This window comes from Aeromonas dhakensis (assembly GCF_000820305.1).
GTDB lineage: Bacteria > Pseudomonadota > Gammaproteobacteria > Enterobacterales > Aeromonadaceae > Aeromonas > Aeromonas dhakensis.
Genome location: NZ_CDBH01000044.1, coordinates 122,691 through 140,757, shown reverse-complemented (window position 1 = coordinate 140,757; position 18,067 = coordinate 122,691). Strand labels below are relative to the sequence as shown.

The following is an 18,067-nucleotide window of genomic DNA, read 5'->3' as shown; positions in this document are numbered from 1 at the left end:
TATTAATGCTATCTCTTATTATCGAACCTCCAGTAAGTGAGTGGTTAATGAGTGTGTAATATGTAGCATATAGAGTTGGGCTCCTTATTTTATTTCTTATGTTACAGCTAATTCAACACGGTCCTCATTAATGTCAACGCTATCTTTTGCAATGCTGTCGTAATATTTTTTTGTTAACTCAGATTGAAGGAAGTCATCATTTAGTAATTTCAGAAAAAGATCTTGTGACTTTTTTGTTTTTAAATTAATTTGAAGTCCATCTTTACTGTACTTGAACCTTCCTTTCAATGCTGGATGACTTTGGGTGAAATTAATTATCTGTGAGTTTGGTATTACATTTAAAACAGGAGAGTTATTAGCTGATTTAACTAGTTTTCTAGCAAATGATATATCATCTAATCGAGCGTTAAACACATTGCAATCCATTACGATATTAGTGTTTTTTATGTTTTCAACACCTTTTACTGCAATGTTTTTTACTGCATCATGAAAACCAAAGAATCTTTCCAGTGCTCTAATATCAAATATATAGTACTCGTTGTCATATTGAATAAACTCAAACTTAGAACTGATCTTTAGTATATCAGTGTCTAATTTTTTGAATCTATTATTTCCCTTTGGTTTCATTAGGCTGAAACCACAGTCAGGCTTCATTAGCGTTACAGGGTATTGATGTTTATATAGAGCAAGCTGTGAGTCTTGATTGCCAATAAGAATCAATATTCCTTCAAGAGTTGACAGGTCATCATCAGAGAGTTTAAAACTATCTATTTTATCATTGTTAATTATTTCTTTTAAATAAGTAAGGCTGATCGGTACGTCATCTAAGTCGTAATGGTAAATTGCATTCCTACGGTCATCCGCACTGGAGAGTGAAATGAGGGTTAAATCATCATTCAAGAGTAAGGTATCAGTAACTGATTTTATAAAAATCTTCTCCAGCTCGTCATGATCAGATTCATTTATGTCGACAGACTTAACTCTCATGCCATTTTTATCATCAAACAAGAAGAAAAATTCGGCTGAACACCCATTGGAACTTATGGTTGAGGAAACGCCACGTTTAAGATTTTCTATTGTCGTCATATAACCTTCCTTGCAAAGCAGACATTGTCATCGAGATTCATGATTCTTATCTGATCATTTTTAGTTAGTCTTTCTTTAGTAATTATTACAATGTTCTCCCTTACTTCATTTCGGGATGTCATAGTTATTTTATATAACCGGTAGCCAAGGACAGCTAAGGTTGGGTTTGCGTAGAACTTATCTGTTTTAATGTATATAATTCCAATTACAAATAGTAAAAATGCCAAAGCAAATGCATATCTAACACTGGATAAATTAAAACATATCAATGGGATTATATATGTTGTGAGAAATGTTAAATGCTCATAATTGAGATCTTCTATTTTATCTATTCTTGAAGGTATTTTCTTACTACCAGAAATCCTATAGTCAAATCTTAAGTACGAAAAAAAGCCAATCAATAAAAAGATCAATGAGATTAGTGGTATTATATTTTTTGAAAAAAATGAACTGAATCCAATAAAATAACAGTTTTCTCCGAAACATATAGGAATATCTACAGTAACAACAATCATGAGAAAAAATAGTAACCATAACGATAATATATATAGCTCAAATTTTTTCAATATTTCATCAAGCGCCATTGATAATTCCCATGTAATGTTATTAACAACTCCACTGGCTTTGTCTTTTTATTGTTATTCTCCGCTCTCGCCAGTCGAAAAACTGGATAGCTACCGCACAGGGTTAAGCTCCCCGAGTGCTCTTTTTAACCAAGTTGAATAGGGGCAAACCATAGACGCTCCTTGGCTACCTTTCGGGGCTGAGAGTGCCGAGTGAGTAGGGTATCAAACGCAAATTAAATTAAGTGAGGAAAAAGTTAGTTAGAGCTTGGATTTTGAATGATTTTTTGACGGGGATCAGACTCATGCAACAGGGTAGGGGGTGATGCGGTGGAGAGTTGTGCAATAAATCGGCAAGGCGGCTGTGGCCAATCGCCGGGGGATATCAGGCTGGATGATGCTTTGCTGGTCTCGTTGGCTGCGGTTCTCCGGCCAATTCACCCGCTCAGTAGCCGGTCATCTCCAGATAACCGACGCCGTTGGCGTCTCCCGAGACGGATACCGCCCCTTCCCAGTAGTCAAAGCGCCCCGTCATGGCCTGATTGGGCTGGCGCGCCTGGATGGTGAGCCTCATATCGGCGGCTGCCAGCTGCCACTCGATGGGGTAGGCTTGCCCCTTGGGGCCGCGCCAGGTCTTGCTGGGGGTGAGGCGGATCTGCGCAGGATCCAGCACCCGGCTGCTGCCGTCCCGCTCAATCAAGATGCCGTAGCGGTTTTCTGGCTCAGAGCGTCCTGATTTGGTGCGCAGGCGAAACAGCATCAGCTCGCGGCCATCGTCAAATTGCAGCGAAAACCAGTCCCAGCCCGATTGCCACTCGGCCAATACCGAGCTGCTCCACTCGTGATCAAACCAGCCCTCACCGCTGACGTTGCGGGTCTCCCCATCCAGGGTCAGGGTGCCGCTGATGGTCAGGCGCGGGTAGGAGTAGTAGAAGGAGGCGTTGCCCGGGCTCTTCTCGCTGTAGCCCTGTTTGCCCTGCAGCACCGCCGGCTTGGCGGCACTCACCTGCAAATCAAGATCCCCCGCCTTGCTTTGCACCTTGAGGGTGGCGGGAAAGAGCGCTTCCCCTTGAGAGGCCAGCACCCACTCTTTCAGCCAATACTGACCGCCGCTGGCACCGGCCAGCCCTGGTCCCTGGCGGCTGGTGCGCTCGTCCTGCTGGTGGCTGCCTTTGCTCACATCCGTGATGGCGAATTGGGCCAGCCAGAGCTGGGGAGTGAGCCAGGGGTTGTCCGACTTAATTGCTTGCTCGATACCCTGGCGAAACAGGGTCCACTGCATGCCGTAGTCGCGCCCCTGTTCGTCTTTCAGGTTGCCGGTGAGATACCACCACTCGGAGCGGTAGTCGGGGTGGGCAGCGTGATCCGCGGGCAGGCGGATGGAGTGACCCGGCAGGGCCTTTTTGAAGTGATCGCTACCGCCACCAAGGATGCTCCCCAGATCGTTGGCCTGCGCGTGGCCGCTTATGGCAACAAGCGGGATCAAGCGGGCTGCAAGCCACAGTGTCCGTAAAGAGGACAAGATTCCCCTCACCCTGGCCCTCTCCCGAAGGGAGAGGGGATGGTTCGCGGCAGCTCTGTGCGCTTCTCTGCGCTGAATCAGGGGCGGTGACAGAGATCTGGTCAATGGGAACGTCAAGCCATGGCTGAGCCAGTGCGCAAACCGATATTTCATACCACTCTCCTTGCGGCGTACCAGGAGGCGAGCGCCCCGCACACCGGCGCCAGCAGAAGCGCCGTGACGGCGTGCAGGGGGGCGGCCTCGAAGGCCAGCCGCCAGCCGAAGGCGCGGGGGTTGACCACTTCAATCAGCACCCAGGCAAGGCCATAGCCCACCGGCAGGGCCAACAGCGCGGTGAGCAGCCCGAGGCCCGCTCCCTGCCACACCAGCAACCGGCGGCAGTGGCGGGGGCTCAGGCCAAGGCTTTGCAGGGTCTGCAACTCGCCGCGCCGAGCCAGCCCCAGCACCATAAAGGCCGAGCCGATGCCGACGAAGGCGATTCCCAGAATGAGCAACTTCAATAGCTCGGTCACCACGAAGGTCTGGTCGAACACCTTCAGCGCCGCGGCATGGATGGCGGGGGCGGGCAACAGGTTCACCCCCTCGCCAAACTGCGCCCGCAGGCGGTCGGCGAGGCGATCCGGTTGGTTGCTAAAGAGGGCGAGGGATTGCACGGCCCCGCCCTCGAAGGCGTGCAGTATCTGCCCCTTGTCGCTGCCGTAATCCTGATAGACGCCGGTGACGGTGAAGATGCGTGGCCCCTGCTCGCCGCTCACCTCGAGGCGCTGGCCCACCTTGACCCCGAGGCGCACCGTCAGCGGTTCGCTCGCCAGCACCTCGTCGGGGGTGGCGGGCCAGCGTCCGGCCAGCAGCGGGTAGGCGGCTTTAAGCTCGGGGATAAAGTCCATCTGCGCCCACTCGATGGGCTGCCCCTGCCAGCGGGCCGGGTGCACCGAGCGGCGGGAGGCGGCGCGCACGTCCGGCGCGGCGAGGATGGTGTCGAGGGTCTGCTCGCTCAGGGCGCCCTTGCTGCCGACCACCCCCTTGGGTGCGGTGACGTAGAGATCGGCGGCCAGACGCTGGCCGAGCCAGATCTCCACGCTCGAGCGAAAGCTCGACACCATGACGCCGATGCCGATGGCCGCCGCGATGGCCAGTTGCAACGCCATCACCGCGATGGCGGTGCGATCCAGGTGATAGAGGGTTTCGGCCACCCCGAGCCGGGCGCTGAGGGGGCCGCGCTCGCGTCGGCGCAGCCGGCCCAGCACGGCGCGCAGCACATCGGGCAGCATGAGGGCCATGGCCAGCAGCCAGCCGCCGGCCACGAAGAGGGCGCCGCCCAGCCCGGTTTCCGACCGCCATAGACTCAGGGCGCAGAGCAGCAGGATGGCGCTGGCGAGCCCCCGACGTTGCCAGGGATGAGCCGGCGGGCGGCTGTTGCCTTCACGCAGCTCAAGGGGGGATTGGCGCAGCAGTTGCCACCAGCCGGGCAGGTTGGCGGCGAGCGTCCCCAAAATGCCGATCACCATCGCCTTGCCAAGGCTCGTCGGGGAGAGGCGCAGCAGGTCGATGGGGTTGGGGCCGTAGAGATCCGCCAGCGCCTGGGTGAGCTGCCCCATCAGGGCCAGGGCCAGGAAGCTCCCCAGCAGCAGCCCGAGCAGGGTGCCGATGCTGGCGAGGATCAGGATCTCCAGGGTCAGCCAGCGCAGCAGCCGGCGCGGCGGCATGCCGAGGATGATGAGCTGGGCCAGCTGGGGGCGGCGCACGCTCTGCACGAAGCGCTGGGCGTTGAACACCAAAAACAATCCCACCGCCATGGCGAGCAGGGAGAGCGCCGTGAGGTTCAGCGCCAGCGCATCGCCGAGCTGGCTGGCATCGAGCGCCGGGCTGATGGGCTCAAGCCAGAGGGGCTGATGGGGGGCATAGGATTGCAGGGCCGCCTGCAGGGCTCTTTGCAAGGTATTGGCCTCGCCCTCGCTGAGCTTGAAGACGATGCGATCGAGCCGCCCTTCCTTGCCCAGCAGCGGCTGGGCGAGGCCGATGTCGGTCACCAGCAGCCGCTCCATGGGCACGGCGCCGGGCTCGAAGGTGCCGGCCAGGGTGAGGGTCAGCGGGCGGGGCGGCGCCCCTTCAGCGCCACCCAGCACGAAGCGGCGGCTCTGGCCCGGTTGCCAGCCAAGGCGCTTGGCCTCGGGGGCGGCCAGCCAGATGCTGTCGGCGCGGGTGAGGGAGAAGGTGGGGTCCTTGTCCGGCGCGGCGCCAAACAGCCGGCGCAAGGGGCCTGGGTTGAACAGATCCATCCCCAGCAGCTGCAAACTGCGCCCCTGCTCATCTTGCAGCCAGCCGTGCAGCTGGGGCATGGCGTCGAGGTTCGGCTGGCTGCGCACCAGCGTCACATAGAGTTGCTCGTCCAGCCCGCCGTCCGGCGCCAGCCGGTAGTTCGCTTCCCCCGCTAGCTGGCTGCGGGCGGCGACGAAGTTGGTGCGGGCGCTGTGGTTCAAGAGCTCGATGGCCACCACCAGAGAGACCCCGAGGGTGAGCCCGACCAGGCTCATCAGCAGCAGCCAGGGGTGAGCGCGATAGAGGCGCAGCAGCGCCTTGAGCGGCAGCGGCAGCATCACAGCCCTCCGTGGCGGGCGTCAGTCATGGCGGCGCCCCTTGAGCTCGACCAGTTGCCCCCCTTCGAGGCGCAGCACCCGATCCGCCAGGGCGCTGTAGGCTGGGTTGTGGCTCACCAGCAAGAGGCCGGCGCCGGTGCCCCGCACCGCCGCCATCATCAGCGCCATCACCTGCTCGGCGTTGTGTTCATCGAGGCTGCCGGTGGGCTCGTCGGCGAGCAGCCACTTCGGCTGGTGAATGAGGGCGCGGGCCAGCGCCACCCGTTGGCGCTGGCCGCCGGAGAGCTGCTCCGGCCAGGCGTGGCGCTTGTGGGCCAGATCGAGGCGCTCCAGCAGGCCGTCAATGCGTGTCTCATCGCGGGCAAGCTGATTGATGGCAAGGGGCAGGGCGAGGTTCTCGGCCACGGTCAAGGTCGGCAGCAGGTTGAAGTCCTGATAGACGATGCCGAAATGGCGGCCACGCAGGCGGGCCCGCTCGTCCGCCGACTGGTTGTCGAGGCGGGTTTCCCCCAGCCAGATCTCCCCCTCATCCGGGGGGAGGAGGCCGGCGATGAGGTTGAGCAGGGTCGACTTGCCACAGCCGCTCTGCCCCAGCAGCAGGGTGATCTCGCCGGCCGCCAGGGTCAGATCAAGGTGGTGAAACAGCGGCAGCCGTTCGCTGCCGTTATCGAAGCTCTTGCCGAGATTGCGCAGATTCAGCATGGGATAACCGGTTGATGACCAATGGCTTTCATTACGTGCCCTCGGCTCGCCTCAGGATGAGTGCCACTATGCCAGTTAGTGATCAAGGCTGCAAAAGAGGTGAGGATCCTGGCTGGATCCCGCTCGCCTGTGGTGGTTAGAATAGGGGCCTCCATGGGTCACAGGATGCGCAAGGATGTTACACAAGCAAGTCAGTTTTATCGTCGACAGCAAGGGCGCCAAGCAGGCTGCCGTGGTCCCCATCGAGATTTACAACGAGCTGATGACCCTGCAAAAGGCGCTCTCCGACAACAAGCCGGGCGAGCGCGAGCTCTACCACTTCAACGGCAAGGGGGCCGAGGCCCACGGTTATCCGGTGGGCAAACGGCAGAACCCCGGCTTCATGGTGCTGGCGGGCTCCACCGCCAACGGCGAGGATGCGGCGTCCCTGCGCGAGGCAGTGATCGAACTGCGCCAGGAGCTGCTGGGCAAGGGGATCCTGGCCCCGCGCAGCGAAGGGGGCTTTGTCTTTACCGCCGATCAGCTGTTCAACAGCCCGAGCCTGGCCGCCAGCCTGGTGGCGGGCAACAACCGCAGCGGGCTGGATGCCTGGCAGAACAGTGCCGGCTACACCCTCAAACGCTCGGGGTTTGGCAAGAAATAACCCTGATGGCAGGGGCAAGGAGCGCCGCCTGATCTTGCGCCCCTAATCCAAGCGTTCGCCCAGCCGGGCCTGGCGCGAGCAGGGAGAGGGCAGGGGGGCGTCCCTGTCCACTGCCAGCCTCAAAACCAGACGGTTTCCAAGAGAGGGGCCCCATGTCTGGATCTGCACGTCTGTTTTCTTCGGCCATCCTCGGCCTCTTCTGCGCCCCCGTGCTCGCCGACGGCGGCCCTCTGTCCATGACGCACACCGGCGCCGGCCTCTTTGCTCTGGCCATCTTCGCCCTGGCCTATGTCCTGGTGATGGCGGAAGAGTACCTGAAGCTGCGCAAGTCCAAGCCCGTGCTGGTGGCAGCCGGCATCATCTGGATCGTCATCGGTATCGTCTATGCCGGGCAGGGGCAGAGCCCGCTGGCGGTGGCGGGATTTCGCCAAACGCTGCTGGAGTACGCCGAGCTGATGCTCTTCCTGCTGGTGGCCATGACCTATGTCAACGCCATGGAGGACCGGCTGCTGTTCGACGCCCTGCGCGCCCGCCTGGTTCGTACCAGGCTCAGCCTGCGATCCCTGTTCTGGCTGACGGGGATCCTCGCCTTCTTCATCTCCCCGGTGGTGGACAACCTCACCACGGCGCTCTTGATGTGCACCGTCGTGCTCCATGTGGCCAACGGGGAGCGCCGCTTCATCAACCTGGCCTGCATCAATATCGTGGTGGCGGCCAATGCGGGCGGCGCCTTCAGCCCCTTTGGCGACATCACCACCCTGATGGTGTGGCAGGCGGGCCAGGTGCCCTTCGAGCAGTTTCTGCTGCTGTTCGTGCCGGCCCTGCTGAACTTCCTGGTGCCGGCCACCCTGATGAGCCTGATGGTGCCGCGCCATGCCCCCACCATGAGCCACGAGCGGGTGGTGCTCAGACGCGGGGCCTTCACCATAGTGCTGCTCTTCCTGCTCACCATAGTGACCGCGGTCGCCTGCCATCACTTCCTGGCGCTGCCCCCCGTGCTCGGCATGATGATGGGGCTCGGCTATTTGCAGTTCTTCGGCTTCTACCTGCGCAAGACGCAGCCCGTCACCCTGGCCCGCGAGCGGGCGCTGTACGCGCGCACCGGCGACGAGGCCCGGCTGCTGCGCCTGGGCTCCATGGTGCCGTTCGATGTGTTCAACAAGATAGCCAAGGCGGAGTGGGACTCCCTGCTCTTCTTCTACGGGGTGGTGATGTGTGTCGGCGGGCTCGGCTTCATGGGTTATCTGGCGCTCGCCTCCCAGCTGCTCTACCAGGGGGATCCGACCCTGGCCAACGTGGCCATCGGCCTGCTCTCCGCCCTTATCGACAACATCCCTGTGATGTACGGGGTCCTCTCCATGGAGCCGCAGATGAGCGCGGGGCAGTGGCTGCTGGTGACCCTGACCACCGGCGTGGGGGGCAGTTTGCTCTCCATCGGTTCGGCGGCCGGGGTGGCCCTGATGGGGCAGGCGAGGGGCATGTATACCTTCGTTGGTCACCTCAAGTGGTTGCCCGCCATTCTGCTTGGCTATATGGTCGGCATAGGGGCGCACCTGTGGCTCAACAGCGCCCTGTTCTGAGCGTGATCATGGAGAGACAGACAAGATGGGACAACTGTTCGAGGCGCTCTCGCCGCGCCATGTGGCTTTCATCGAGGCACAGAAGATCTTCTTCGTCGGCACGGCGGCCGCAGAGGGGACGGTCAATCTCTCCCCCAAGGGCGGGGACTCGCTGAGGGTCATTGACCCCCACACCCTGGCCTGGCTCAACCTGACCGGCAGTGGCAACGAGTCGGCGGCCCATGTGCTGCAACACCCGCGCATGACGGTGATGTTCTGCGCCTTCGAGGGGGCGCCGTTGATCCTGCGGGCCTATGGCCGGGCAAGGGTGCTGCACCGGAGTGACCCTGAGTGGTCGTCGTTCCTGGCACGCTTCCCCCAAAGCGTCGCGGCCCGCCAGATCTTCCTGCTGGACATAGCGCGCGTCCAGGCCTCCTGCGGCATGTCGGTGCCGCTGTATGAGTACCAGGGGGACAGGGAGGATCTCGCCAACTGGTCTGAGCGGCAGGGCCGGGAGGGGATTGAAGCCTACTGGCGCAAGAAGAATCAGCTGAGCCTGGATGGGCTGGAGAGCGAGATCCTGGTGCGAAGCGGACTCTCATCGGGCCCTTGAGGTGCCACGCACACGCAAGCGAATACAAAAAAGCCCTGTCCATGGACAGGGCTTGGTCATTCTTGGGGTCCTCAGGCACGCTTGCCGGTCAGCAGCCAGTAGCAGAGCGCCGAGCCGAATCCGCAGCCGGCGATGGCGATGGCCATCGGCAGCGGCGATTCGGGGGGATTGAGGTTGACCAGCACCCCCACCAGGGCGCCGATGCCAAAGCGCAAGGTGCCCGCCAGCGCCGAGGCGGTGCCCGCGGACTGCGGGAAGTGGCCCATCAGGCCGGTCATGGCGTTGGCCCCCACCAGGCTGATGTGGCCGACAAACAGCACCACCGGAATGACGATGCCCCACAGGCCGCCGGTCTGGCTCCAGGCGTTGTAGATGAGCAGGGCGCCAGCCAGCGGCAGCACCAGCAGGCCGTACTGCAGCATGCGCTCGGCGCCCACCCCCTTCACCAGCCGGCTGTTGACGAAGGTGACCACCATCATCAGCAGGATGTTGAGGCCGAACAGCCAGCCATAGTGCTCGGTCGGCACCTTGAAGTACTCGATGTAGACATAGGGGGAGGCGCTGATAAAGGCGAACATGCCCGAGCTCGACAGGGCGCCGCACAGCACGTAACCCATGGCGCCACGATGGGAGAGCACGCCCCAGTAGTTGCGCAGCACCTGGCCGAGGTTGAGGGGCTGCTTGTGCTCAGGCTTCAGGGTCTCCTGGATTTTCCACTGCATCACCAGGCAGATGAGCAGGCTGATGCCCATCAGCAGCCAGAAGATCACCCGCCAGTCGCTGTGGGCGCTGATGTAGCCGCCCACCACGGGTGCCACCAGCGGGGCGAGTGTCATCACCAGGATCACGAACGACATGGCGCGGGAGAAGGCCTCCTTCTCGAACAGGTCGCGCAGCAGCGCATTGACCACCACAGAGCCGGCCGCCCCGCCGGCCGCCTGCAACATCCGATAGGCCAAGAGCTCCGGCAGGGAGTCCGCCATGGCGCAGCCCACCGAGGCGATGGCAAACATCACCAGCCCCGCCAGGATCACCGGTTTGCGGCCATAGCTGTCGGCGAGCGGGCCATAGAACAGCTGGCCGATGGCAAAGCCGCCGAGGAAGGCGCTGATGGTGAGCTGGGCGCCATCGATGCTGGTAGCCAGATCCCGGGCGATGGCCGGAATGGCGGGCAGGTACATGTCGACCGCGAGCGGCGTCAGGCCTGCCAGGGCGCCGAGCAGGATGAACAGGAAACGGGGGGAGAGGGGGGCGTGGGGCATAGGCTATCCAGTCTTGATGAGTGCGAAGTCAGGGAGTGACAAACATCCAGTCTACCAGTTTTGGTGACGGGGGTGATCCTGTATGCCGAGCCAAAGGCCGGGCTCGGCGTGAAAGCGGGGGGCAAACCAGACCCGCCGGCTACCTGCGGGCAGCTCCTCCGGGCCGAGGGGACGCCGGCTGAGCCGGCAGGCCCCTTGCGCCAATGCAAGGCGTGCATCCCCCTGATACCAGCCGTCGGTGACGGGCAGGGCCGTGGTTTCGCGCAGCAACCTCACCCCCCACTGGGTCACCAGCGCGGGGCACGCCTGCTCGGCCAGCCTGGCTGCCCGGGTCATGGCTGGCGCCGCCGGCGGGGTGAGGGTGCAGAGCAGCAGCACGAGGGCTCCCAGCATGGCTGGCAGCTCGCCCCGGCGCGGCAACCAGCCTGCCAGCAGCACCAGGCCGAGCAGGGTGATGGGGGCCAGATGGCGGGGATTGTCCGGGTTCTGACCAAACAGGGTCCATAGCAGCAGGGCAAGCCAGTAGAGGGACCAGCAGGGGGAGAGGGCGGCAGCGTGGCCCTTGCATCGTTGCCACAGCGGCTGCGCCAGCAGTCCCCCGACAGCCAAAGGCCAAAGCGGGGTGAGCTGATCGTTGAAGGTATTCGCCCAGCTCAGCAGCCGATCGCCGTGAGCCGCCGCCGTGTTGCCCCACAGGGTAAAGTGACCGTCGGTAAAGCGCCGCCCCTCGGCAAAATAGGCCCAGCCATCGGCCTGCCAGACAAAGAGCAGGCTGATAAGCCCAACCAGTGCGATGGGGAGCAGAAAGTTAAGCCGCTGACCTTTTTGCGCCATCCCCAGCCAAAGGGGCAGCAGGGCCAGCACGAAGTAGGAGGGGCGCAGCGCCAGCATCAGGCCCAGCAGCAGACCCGCCAGCGTAATCTTGCGCTGTTGCAAGGCCAGGAGAGCTCCGAGCCAGGCGGCGAGCGCAGGCCCGTCCGAGAGGCCGGAGAGCGCCAGGGTCGGGGTGAGCGGCAGGGCCAGCACCAGCAGCCAGAGCGGCGCCAGCAGGCTGGGCCGTTGCCACAATCTGACCGCCAGCGAGGCGGCGAGCGGCGCCAGCAAACTGCTCCCCAACAGGCTTGCCCACTGCACCGCGCGGGCCGGTTCGTCCACCGCCAGATTGATCAGCCGCGTCAGCCAGATAAAGGCGGGGTAGCCCGGAAAGTGGGGGGAGAACTCCAGCACGCTGAAACGCACCACCCCGTGGGCAAAGTTGAGGGCATCGTCGGAATCGAGGGCCACCGGGAAGGCCAGCAGCCAGCCAAGCCAGACCAGTTGTAGAAGGATCAGCAAGTAGGGTCGATTGGCGAAGCGTAATCGGCCGTGGTGACGCCCCCCTTCTCCCCTTGCGGGAGAAGGGTCGGGGATGAGGGGGGCCGTCGTCATCAATGAGAGGTCATCAAAGTGCGTAGGGTGGGTAGCGCGCAGCGAAACCCACCGCTTGTCACAGCGAGGTGGCGCAGTGATGGGCAGGTAGCCATCAGAGCGGTGCCAGCACGGCCATCAGCGCTTTTTCTGCATCGCTAAAGGCGGCCGCATCGGCAGGCTTGGCACCCACCCCGAATACTCCAGGGTTGCCGATGGCGTCGAGCACCTTGGCCAGCGCCTGCTCGGCGGCCTTGCGATCCCCTTCATTGAGGGAGGGGAGGATGAGATCCAGGAAGCGCTTGCTCTTGACCACCAGCACCTTGGCGGTCTGGTAGTCGCCAAGGTTCTGGCTGGCCCCCTCGAGGCGGCGCTCGATCTCCGCCTTGTAGGCCCGGTTGAGCAGGGCCGCGGTAGCGGCGGCGTCTTTGGCCTTGATGGCGGCTGCGAGCGGTGCTTGCAGCTCGACCTTGTGGTGCTGTTCCAGATAGGTCAGCTCCTCGGCGATCTCGCTCAAGGTGGTGCTGGCATCCTTGCCGTCAGTGGCGGCGCCCAGCAGCGCCTCGCGGGCATCGATCAGCGGCTCCTTGCCGGCAGCGGCGTAGGAGTAAGCCTGCGCCTGCCCGCTCAGGGTCAGCAGCAGGGTGAGGGCAAGTAAACCCGGGCGTATGGTCATCCTCTTCTCCTTGTTTGTTTATGGCGCGGCCATCAGGCCACGCTCTGGGTCTCAATCACGGTATTTTCGTTGCGATGATTGAAGGTGTTGCGGCGTCTGTCTGCCTGTTGAACACCAGTCATCGTGCTCACGCCACGCTCTGGGTCTCGATCACGGTGTTTTCGTTGCGATGATTGAAGATGGCGTGACGTCTGTCTACCCCGTCGATCACCATGTCAGCGGCCATCATCCCCATCTCCATGGCGGTGTCGGTGAAGATGTAGCGGAATGTCCCCTGACGGCCGGTCATGATGAGGTTGGTGATGGGCATCAGCGCCTTGATGGCCTCGTTGCGGCGGGCCTGATAACCGAGGTCCATCAGCGGATAGGCGTACTCGCTGCGCGCCTCGAAGGTCTCATCGCCAAGCTTGGCGATATCGACGCCGAGGCTCGCCAGATCATCGGTAACCCGGCCGCGCAGATCAGAGAGCGGTGCCTGCCAGGTGGCATCTCCCGGGTTGCAGGGGATCTCCAGCATCACCGAGGTCTGGTCCTGGGGGGCCATGAAGGGGCTGCGGCGGCGCGGCTCCTGCAAGCGGGTGGCCAGGATATGGGGGTCGGAGAGGTACTGCCAGGTGTTGTCCGACAGGTTCTCTTGTTTGAGCGGCATATTGACGAAGCGCAGCGACCGGTATTGGAGATCGCACGGCAAGCCCAGATGTTGGCAGGTGAGCGGCAGCGGCAGGGTGGAGATCACCTGATCAAAGCGTGCGCTCTGCTCCACGTTATCTTGTGACCAATAAACCCGTTCAATGCGGCCATCAGCCTGCTCAAGGCGGGTGATGGTGGCGCCGGTTTTCAGCTCAACCCCTTCGGCAATCAGCCGCTCCCCCAGGGTGGTGAAGATCTGGCCGAAGCCATATTTGGGGTAGCGGTACTTGCGGGCATAGGTGCGCACCGAGATGCTGCCGTTGCGTCTTGGCAGCAGGCGGCGCGCCACGTCTTTGAGATCGATCAGGCTGATGCGCTGGCCAGCCCAGTCGGCGGAGAGCTTGTCCGGGTTGATGCCCCACAGCTTGCCGGTGTAGCCCTCGAAGAACTGGCGATAGAGGGTGCGACCGAAGTGGCTCTGGATCCACTCGGCAAAGCTTGCCTTGGCAAAATCGGTGGGCTTCTTGGCAAAGGGCAACAGCAGCAGATCCTTCACCGCCCCGGCCATCAGGGCGAGCGGCGCCGTCTTGAGCAAATTGGGCAGGTTCAAGGGGTAGTCGTAGGTGCGCCCACCGAAGCGGATCACGCTCTTGCGCTCCGAGTGGAGCAGATCGTCCCCCATCAGTTCGTCGATAAAGGCGAGCAGCTCGGGGTTCTTGGTGATGAAGCGGTGGCCGCCGTAGTCGAAGCGATACTCACCGTCGCGCCCCTTGAAGGTCTGGGTGGCGCACATGCCGCCCACCACGCTCTCCTGCTCGAACAGGGTGACTGCAAAACCGGCCTGGCGCAGGCGCCAGGCGGCCATCAGACCGGCAGGGCCGGCGCCCAGTACCGCAATGTGTTGTGTGTTGTTGTCGCTCATGACTCTTTATCCGAAATGCTGACCAAAAGAGAAGAAGTGGAAAAGGCGGCCCCGCTGAGCCGCCTTGTCATCCGCTGCTGCGCCGCGCTGTGCGATCAGCGCTGGGGACGATAGTTGCGATGCCAGACGGTGACGAAGATCACCAGGTAGCTGGCCCAGGTCAGCAACTGCAGGCCGGCTGGTGAGGCATTGTAGCCAAACAGGGCGCGCAGGAAGGTACCAAATACCCCCTGATCGTCGAGAATGTGACTGATGTTGAAGACAGGCTCGGTCCAGAAGGTGATGAGCCCGGCTGCCTGCAGCATGTTGACGGCGGACGACAGCAGGCCGGCGGCGATGATGATGATGAGCAGGCCGGTCCAGCGGAAGAAGGGGGCCAGCGCCACCTTGCGGGTGGAGCGCAGCAGCCCCCACACCAGCACCACCGACAGCAGCAGGCCGCCCAGCGCCCCCATCAGCCCCTCGTGCAGATCCACCCCTTGCCCGGAGTAAACCAGGGCCGAGAAGAAGAGCACGGTTTCAAAGCCCTCACGCATCACCGCCAGGAAGGCGAGCAGCACCAGACCGAACAGGTTGCCGCCGTCGATGGCGGCATCGATGCGCGCCGTCATGGCCCCCACCTGGGATTTGGCCTGCTTCTGCATCCAGACCGCCATGTAGGTGAGCACCAGGGTGGCGAAAATCAGGATCCCCGCCATCAGCAAATGGTTGTAGCGCTCGCTCTCGAACTGGCTCACCACCACCTGGAACAGGAAGGCGACCACGAGAGAGGCAAGCAGGCCGAGCCCCACCCCCAGATAGACGAACTTGTTGTAGCGGCTCGCTCCCAGCTTGGCGAGGTAGGAGAGGCAGATGCCGACCAGCAGGAAGGCTTCCAGCCCCTCGCGCAGGGTAATGAGAAAACTTGCAAACATCAGGTGTGAGGCTCCGTAGCGGGCGTGACGGGGAGAGGCTGCAGGGTGAGTTGCAGCCGATTGAGTAGCACTATGGGTGGCTCCGGCAAGCTCGGCTCGGCGGCGCGCACCGCATCATTGACCCACTTGGGGTAGGTGCGGAAATTGAGTTTGATATCGGCCTTGAAGGGCCCCTGGGCATCGGCCGGCAGCGGCCAGGCTTCATCGCGCCAGCCATCGGCCGGAATGCGGGTATCTTCAAGGAGCTTGGCGTAGCGCCAGAACTTGAGCCCCACCGGCTTGCCCTCGGCATCGCCGAACACTTTTCTAAATAGCCGCGCACTGTCGGGCACGGCGCCATCCACTGGCTGGCCGCTGGCAAGCACCAGCTTGCCGCTGGCGTCGGTGACGGTCAGCTCCAGCCAGAGTTCGCGGAAATCGGCGACCCCGGTGGGCAGGGCGTGGCCGGCGCCGGTATTGGCGACCCGCACCACCAGCGCAGGCTGGCCGCTCTGGTTTTCAATGCGGGCAGAGAGGGTGGCGCTTGAGCGCAAGAGCGCCAGGCTCTCCTGCTCGAGCGTTGCACTCCTCAGCCCCACCAGCTGGTGCTGGGCGCCGGTAAAGTTGTGGCGATAGAGCCGTTCTTTCACTGTGCCGTTTTCGGTGGACTGGCCGGCCACCGGTGCGCCGCCGTTGCCAGGTGTAGGGTTCATATGGCAGTCGATGCAGGTGCGCCGCTTGGCGGGATCCTCCGCCTTGGCGAAGCTGGATTTCTCCCACTCGTCCCAGGTGTTGACGATATTGGCGCCGGTGCCGGGGGCAAACTCGTTGTGGCAGGACTTGCACAGGGCCGCGTCGCGGTAGAAATCCTTCTGGTAGGAGGCCTTGTGCATGGCGGGGCGGGCGTTGATCTGTCGCTCGGCCAGCCAGTGCTTGAGGCTGCCACCGGCGGCATCTTCGAACACATAGCTCTCGCGGTCTTTCAGATTTACGGTAAAGGCGCTGTTGCCGCCGGCATCTTCCACTTTGGTGATGCGATGGCAGAGCACGCAGCCGGTGCCTTCCTCCACCACGGGCTCGCCTTTCTGGTGCGCGGCAATGAGCGAGGCGCCGCCTTGCTCGAACATATTCGAACCCTTGGGCAGATCCTGCTGGCCGTTCAGCACCTGCTGAGGCATGTGGCAGCCCTGGCACCACTGGCCGAAGGCCTCCCCTTCGGTTTCGCGGGCCAGCGCCTGCACCACCTTGTAGTAGGGGTGGGAGTTGCCCATCAGCCGGTGGTTGCTCTCGCTCCAGTCCTGGAACGCCTGTTGGTGGCAGTTCTGGCAGGAGGCGGAGTTGAGCCACGCCCTGGGATGAGTGGTCGGCGCCTTGGCAGGATCCGTGCGCGGGGCATCGAGCCGCAGCCAGTTGGCGAGATAGGGGAGGTTGCCATCGGCGGTGACGAAGGCGTGCAGATCCTCCATCATCGCCTTCACCTCGGGCTGGGGCCTGGCGGGGTCGACCGCTTCGGCGCCATCGCGGGTGTCATGGCCCATGCCGCCCTGGGTCTGCTGGGTCATGCGCAGGTATTCGCCGATAAAGTCCCCCGCCACCATGTTGACGAGGTTGGCGTGGCCGTTGATGGCGTTGTCGCCGCTCTGCTGGCGATGGGCTGCCATTAGATAGCGGTTGGTGAAGTTGAACCCGTCCAGATGGCAGGAGTTGCAGCTCATCCAGTTGTCCCCCGCCATGGGGAAGCGGCTGTTGGCGGCGGTGTTGCCCAGATTGAACAGCCGCTCGCCGCGCTGAAGCGGTTTGGGGCGCGGATCCGTCTCGACCAGTTTGGCGAAGTGGGGCACATCCACTGTGACCCGGGCGAAGGGGCCGCTGCCGCCGCTGTTGAGGCGGGTGAGATCCTGCCCCATGACGTTGTGCACCAGTATGTGGTCGCCGTCTACAAACAAGTCGCGCGGATTCTGGCCCGGCAGGTGGCGAAGGAGCTGGGTCGCCTTGGCGCCCCCCTGAAACTTCTTGCGTCTGTGGCGGTTGCTGTTCTGCTTGCCGCTGCGCGACAGGTCGAACACCAGCAGATCTTCCGAGCCCGCCAGGGTCAGGTAGACCCGCTTGCCATCGGCGGCGAAGCGCGCCGCGAACGGGTTGGAGACGATCTGGCTGCGGTTGCCGACGCTGGGCAGGTTGATCTGCAAGAAGAGCTGCTTTCTTTCATCGACCCGCTCTTTCTCTTCATCCAGGTCGATGATGGAGACCGCCGGGAAGACGGTGCTCTGAAACTGGAAGGGGTGATCGAAACTCCACAGCACGTGGGGCAGCCAGGCTTCGCTGCCATCGGGGGAGAGGGCGATGCCATCCAGCAGGCGTGGCAAGCCCTGCGAGTCGCTTGGGGTATCGCTGTGGGTCTCGGCCAGGGTGATGAGCTTGGGCTTGGGCAGGGTAGCCCCCTTAGCGTCCTTCTCAAGCTTGGCGAGATCATAGATGGCGAGCTGGCCGGTCATGGCGTGGGTGAGCAGCAGGCGATCGTCGTCGGTCAGGGCCAGCCCGCGGGGTGTCTCGGCGGTTTCTGCATCCAGCTGCAGCTTGCCCGTGGTGTCATAGGCCTGCAGGCGGCCTGCTTCGAACAGCGTGACCCAGAACCACTGCCGCTTGGGGTCGAAGATGACCCCGTAGGGTCTATGGCCGGTGGGGATCGCCTTTTCCAGGTCGAGATCATCATCCAGCAGCAGCAACCGATCGCCACTGTAATCGGTGACCAGCAGGGGGCCATCGCTGGCTCGGGCCAGCTGGCGCAGATCGCCCCCCAGTTGTGCCTCTTTGAGTCGCTTGCCGCTATCGCGCTCAAGCAGGGTGACCGAGCCTGCACTCTGGTTGGCGGTGACGAGGCGCGGGGCACTCCCCTCGTCATAGGCAATCATGGCAGTGCCCATCTCCTGGGCCGAGGCGGTCCCAAGCAGCAGGGCGGCCAACATCAGGGATAACAACAACTTCAACATAA

The 18,067-nt window shown here is 61.8% G+C and carries 14 protein-coding genes; 3 read left to right on the top strand and 11 right to left on the bottom strand.

Features of this window, described 5'->3' with window-relative positions; genetic code table 11:
- Positions 1-96: 96 nt before the first annotated feature.
- The 5 genes from kwaB to BN1143_RS10920 all read right to left on the bottom strand — a co-directional run bounded on the left by kwaB (position 97) and on the right by BN1143_RS10920 (position 6,470).
- Positions 97-1,086 carry an anti-phage protein KwaB gene (kwaB, locus tag BN1143_RS21985; protein ID WP_005302037.1) on the bottom strand — a complete coding sequence of 330 codons (990 nt, stop codon included), beginning with the start codon at positions 1,084-1,086 and terminating at the stop codon, positions 97-99.
- Positions 1,083-1,670, bottom strand: a complete 588-nt coding sequence (kwaA, locus tag BN1143_RS21980) for an anti-phage protein KwaA (RefSeq protein ID WP_080628951.1) — start codon at positions 1,668-1,670, stop codon at positions 1,083-1,085. Before kwaA ends, kwaB begins: the two co-directional genes overlap by 4 nt.
- 424 nt (positions 1,671-2,094) lie before the next feature.
- Positions 2,095-3,135, bottom strand: a complete 1,041-nt coding sequence (locus BN1143_RS10930; protein ID WP_042050635.1) for a lipocalin-like domain-containing protein — start codon at positions 3,133-3,135, stop codon at positions 2,095-2,097.
- 185 nt (positions 3,136-3,320) lie between these two features.
- Positions 3,321-5,768, bottom strand: a complete 2,448-nt coding sequence (locus BN1143_RS10925; RefSeq protein WP_042050634.1) for an FtsX-like permease family protein — start codon at positions 5,766-5,768, stop codon at positions 3,321-3,323.
- A gap of 21 nt (positions 5,769-5,789) precedes the next feature.
- Positions 5,790-6,470, bottom strand: a complete 681-nt coding sequence (locus BN1143_RS10920) for an ABC transporter ATP-binding protein (RefSeq protein WP_042050633.1) — start codon at positions 6,468-6,470, stop codon at positions 5,790-5,792.
- A gap of 175 nt (positions 6,471-6,645) precedes the next feature.
- Between BN1143_RS10920 and BN1143_RS10915 the strand changes: the two genes are divergently transcribed.
- The 3 genes from BN1143_RS10915 to BN1143_RS10905 all read left to right on the top strand — a co-directional run bounded on the left by BN1143_RS10915 (position 6,646) and on the right by BN1143_RS10905 (position 9,285).
- Positions 6,646-7,113, top strand: a complete 468-nt coding sequence (locus BN1143_RS10915) for a DUF4357 domain-containing protein (RefSeq protein ID WP_005302024.1) — start codon at positions 6,646-6,648, stop codon at positions 7,111-7,113.
- 152 nt (positions 7,114-7,265) lie between these two features.
- Positions 7,266-8,693: a sodium:proton antiporter NhaD gene (gene nhaD / locus BN1143_RS10910; protein WP_042050632.1), complete on the top strand. Its 1,428-nt coding sequence runs from the start codon at positions 7,266-7,268 to the stop codon at positions 8,691-8,693.
- Positions 8,694-8,718: 25 nt separating this feature from the next.
- Complete coding sequence (locus BN1143_RS10905; protein ID WP_042007710.1) at positions 8,719-9,285, top strand: pyridoxamine 5'-phosphate oxidase family protein; 567 nt, start codon at positions 8,719-8,721, stop codon at positions 9,283-9,285.
- A gap of 71 nt (positions 9,286-9,356) precedes the next feature.
- Here BN1143_RS10905 and BN1143_RS10900 read toward each other — a convergent pair whose 3' ends face one another.
- The 6 genes from BN1143_RS10900 to BN1143_RS10875 all read right to left on the bottom strand — a co-directional run bounded on the left by BN1143_RS10900 (position 9,357) and on the right by BN1143_RS10875 (position 18,065).
- Entirely contained in the window at positions 9,357-10,547 is a 1,191-nt protein-coding gene (locus tag BN1143_RS10900; protein WP_005302014.1) for a Bcr/CflA family multidrug efflux MFS transporter, read from the bottom strand.
- A gap of 51 nt (positions 10,548-10,598) precedes the next feature.
- Complete coding sequence (locus tag BN1143_RS10895; protein WP_042007711.1) at positions 10,599-11,882, bottom strand: hypothetical protein; 1,284 nt, start codon at positions 11,880-11,882, stop codon at positions 10,599-10,601.
- 187 nt (positions 11,883-12,069) lie between these two features.
- Positions 12,070-12,630 (bottom strand): hypothetical protein, encoded by a 561-nt coding sequence (locus BN1143_RS10890; RefSeq protein WP_025201547.1) that lies wholly within the window; start codon positions 12,628-12,630, stop codon positions 12,070-12,072.
- A gap of 127 nt (positions 12,631-12,757) precedes the next feature.
- A complete protein-coding gene (locus tag BN1143_RS10885) occupies positions 12,758-14,182 on the bottom strand; it encodes an FAD-dependent oxidoreductase (protein WP_042050631.1) in 1,425 nt (474 codons plus the stop codon).
- A gap of 95 nt (positions 14,183-14,277) precedes the next feature.
- The gene (locus tag BN1143_RS10880) at positions 14,278-15,096 is read right to left on the bottom strand and encodes an FTR1 family iron permease (RefSeq protein ID WP_005302005.1); all 819 of its coding nucleotides are present in this window, start codon (positions 15,094-15,096) and stop codon (positions 14,278-14,280) included.
- Complete coding sequence (locus tag BN1143_RS10875) at positions 15,096-18,065, bottom strand: YncE family protein (protein ID WP_042050630.1); 2,970 nt, start codon at positions 18,063-18,065, stop codon at positions 15,096-15,098. Before BN1143_RS10875 ends, BN1143_RS10880 begins: the two co-directional genes overlap by 1 nt.
- Positions 18,066-18,067 lie beyond the last annotated feature (2 nt).

Excerpts from the sequence above, each read along its gene's own strand:
- kwaB (WP_005302037.1), bottom strand. The coding sequence starts at position 1,086 with ATGACGACAATAGAAAATCTTAAACGTGGCGTTTCCTCAACCATAAGT.
- kwaA (WP_080628951.1), bottom strand. The coding sequence starts at position 1,670 with ATGGCGCTTGATGAAATATTGAAAAAATTTGAGCTATATATATTATCG.
- BN1143_RS10925 (WP_042050634.1), bottom strand. The coding sequence starts at position 5,768 with ATGCTGCCGCTGCCGCTCAAGGCGCTGCTGCGCCTCTATCGCGCTCAC.
- BN1143_RS10920 (WP_042050633.1), bottom strand. The coding sequence starts at position 6,470 with ATGCTGAATCTGCGCAATCTCGGCAAGAGCTTCGATAACGGCAGCGAA.
- BN1143_RS10915 (WP_005302024.1), top strand. The coding sequence starts at position 6,646 with ATGTTACACAAGCAAGTCAGTTTTATCGTCGACAGCAAGGGCGCCAAG.
- nhaD (WP_042050632.1), top strand. The coding sequence starts at position 7,266 with ATGTCTGGATCTGCACGTCTGTTTTCTTCGGCCATCCTCGGCCTCTTC.
- BN1143_RS10905 (WP_042007710.1), top strand. The coding sequence starts at position 8,719 with ATGGGACAACTGTTCGAGGCGCTCTCGCCGCGCCATGTGGCTTTCATC.
- BN1143_RS10900 (WP_005302014.1), bottom strand. The coding sequence starts at position 10,547 with ATGCCCCACGCCCCCCTCTCCCCCCGTTTCCTGTTCATCCTGCTCGGC.
- BN1143_RS10890 (WP_025201547.1), bottom strand. The coding sequence starts at position 12,630 with ATGACCATACGCCCGGGTTTACTTGCCCTCACCCTGCTGCTGACCCTG.
- BN1143_RS10885 (WP_042050631.1), bottom strand. The coding sequence starts at position 14,182 with ATGAGCGACAACAACACACAACACATTGCGGTACTGGGCGCCGGCCCT.
- BN1143_RS10880 (WP_005302005.1), bottom strand. The coding sequence starts at position 15,096 with ATGTTTGCAAGTTTTCTCATTACCCTGCGCGAGGGGCTGGAAGCCTTC.
- BN1143_RS10875 (WP_042050630.1), bottom strand. The coding sequence starts at position 18,065 with ATGTTGAAGTTGTTGTTATCCCTGATGTTGGCCGCCCTGCTGCTTGGG.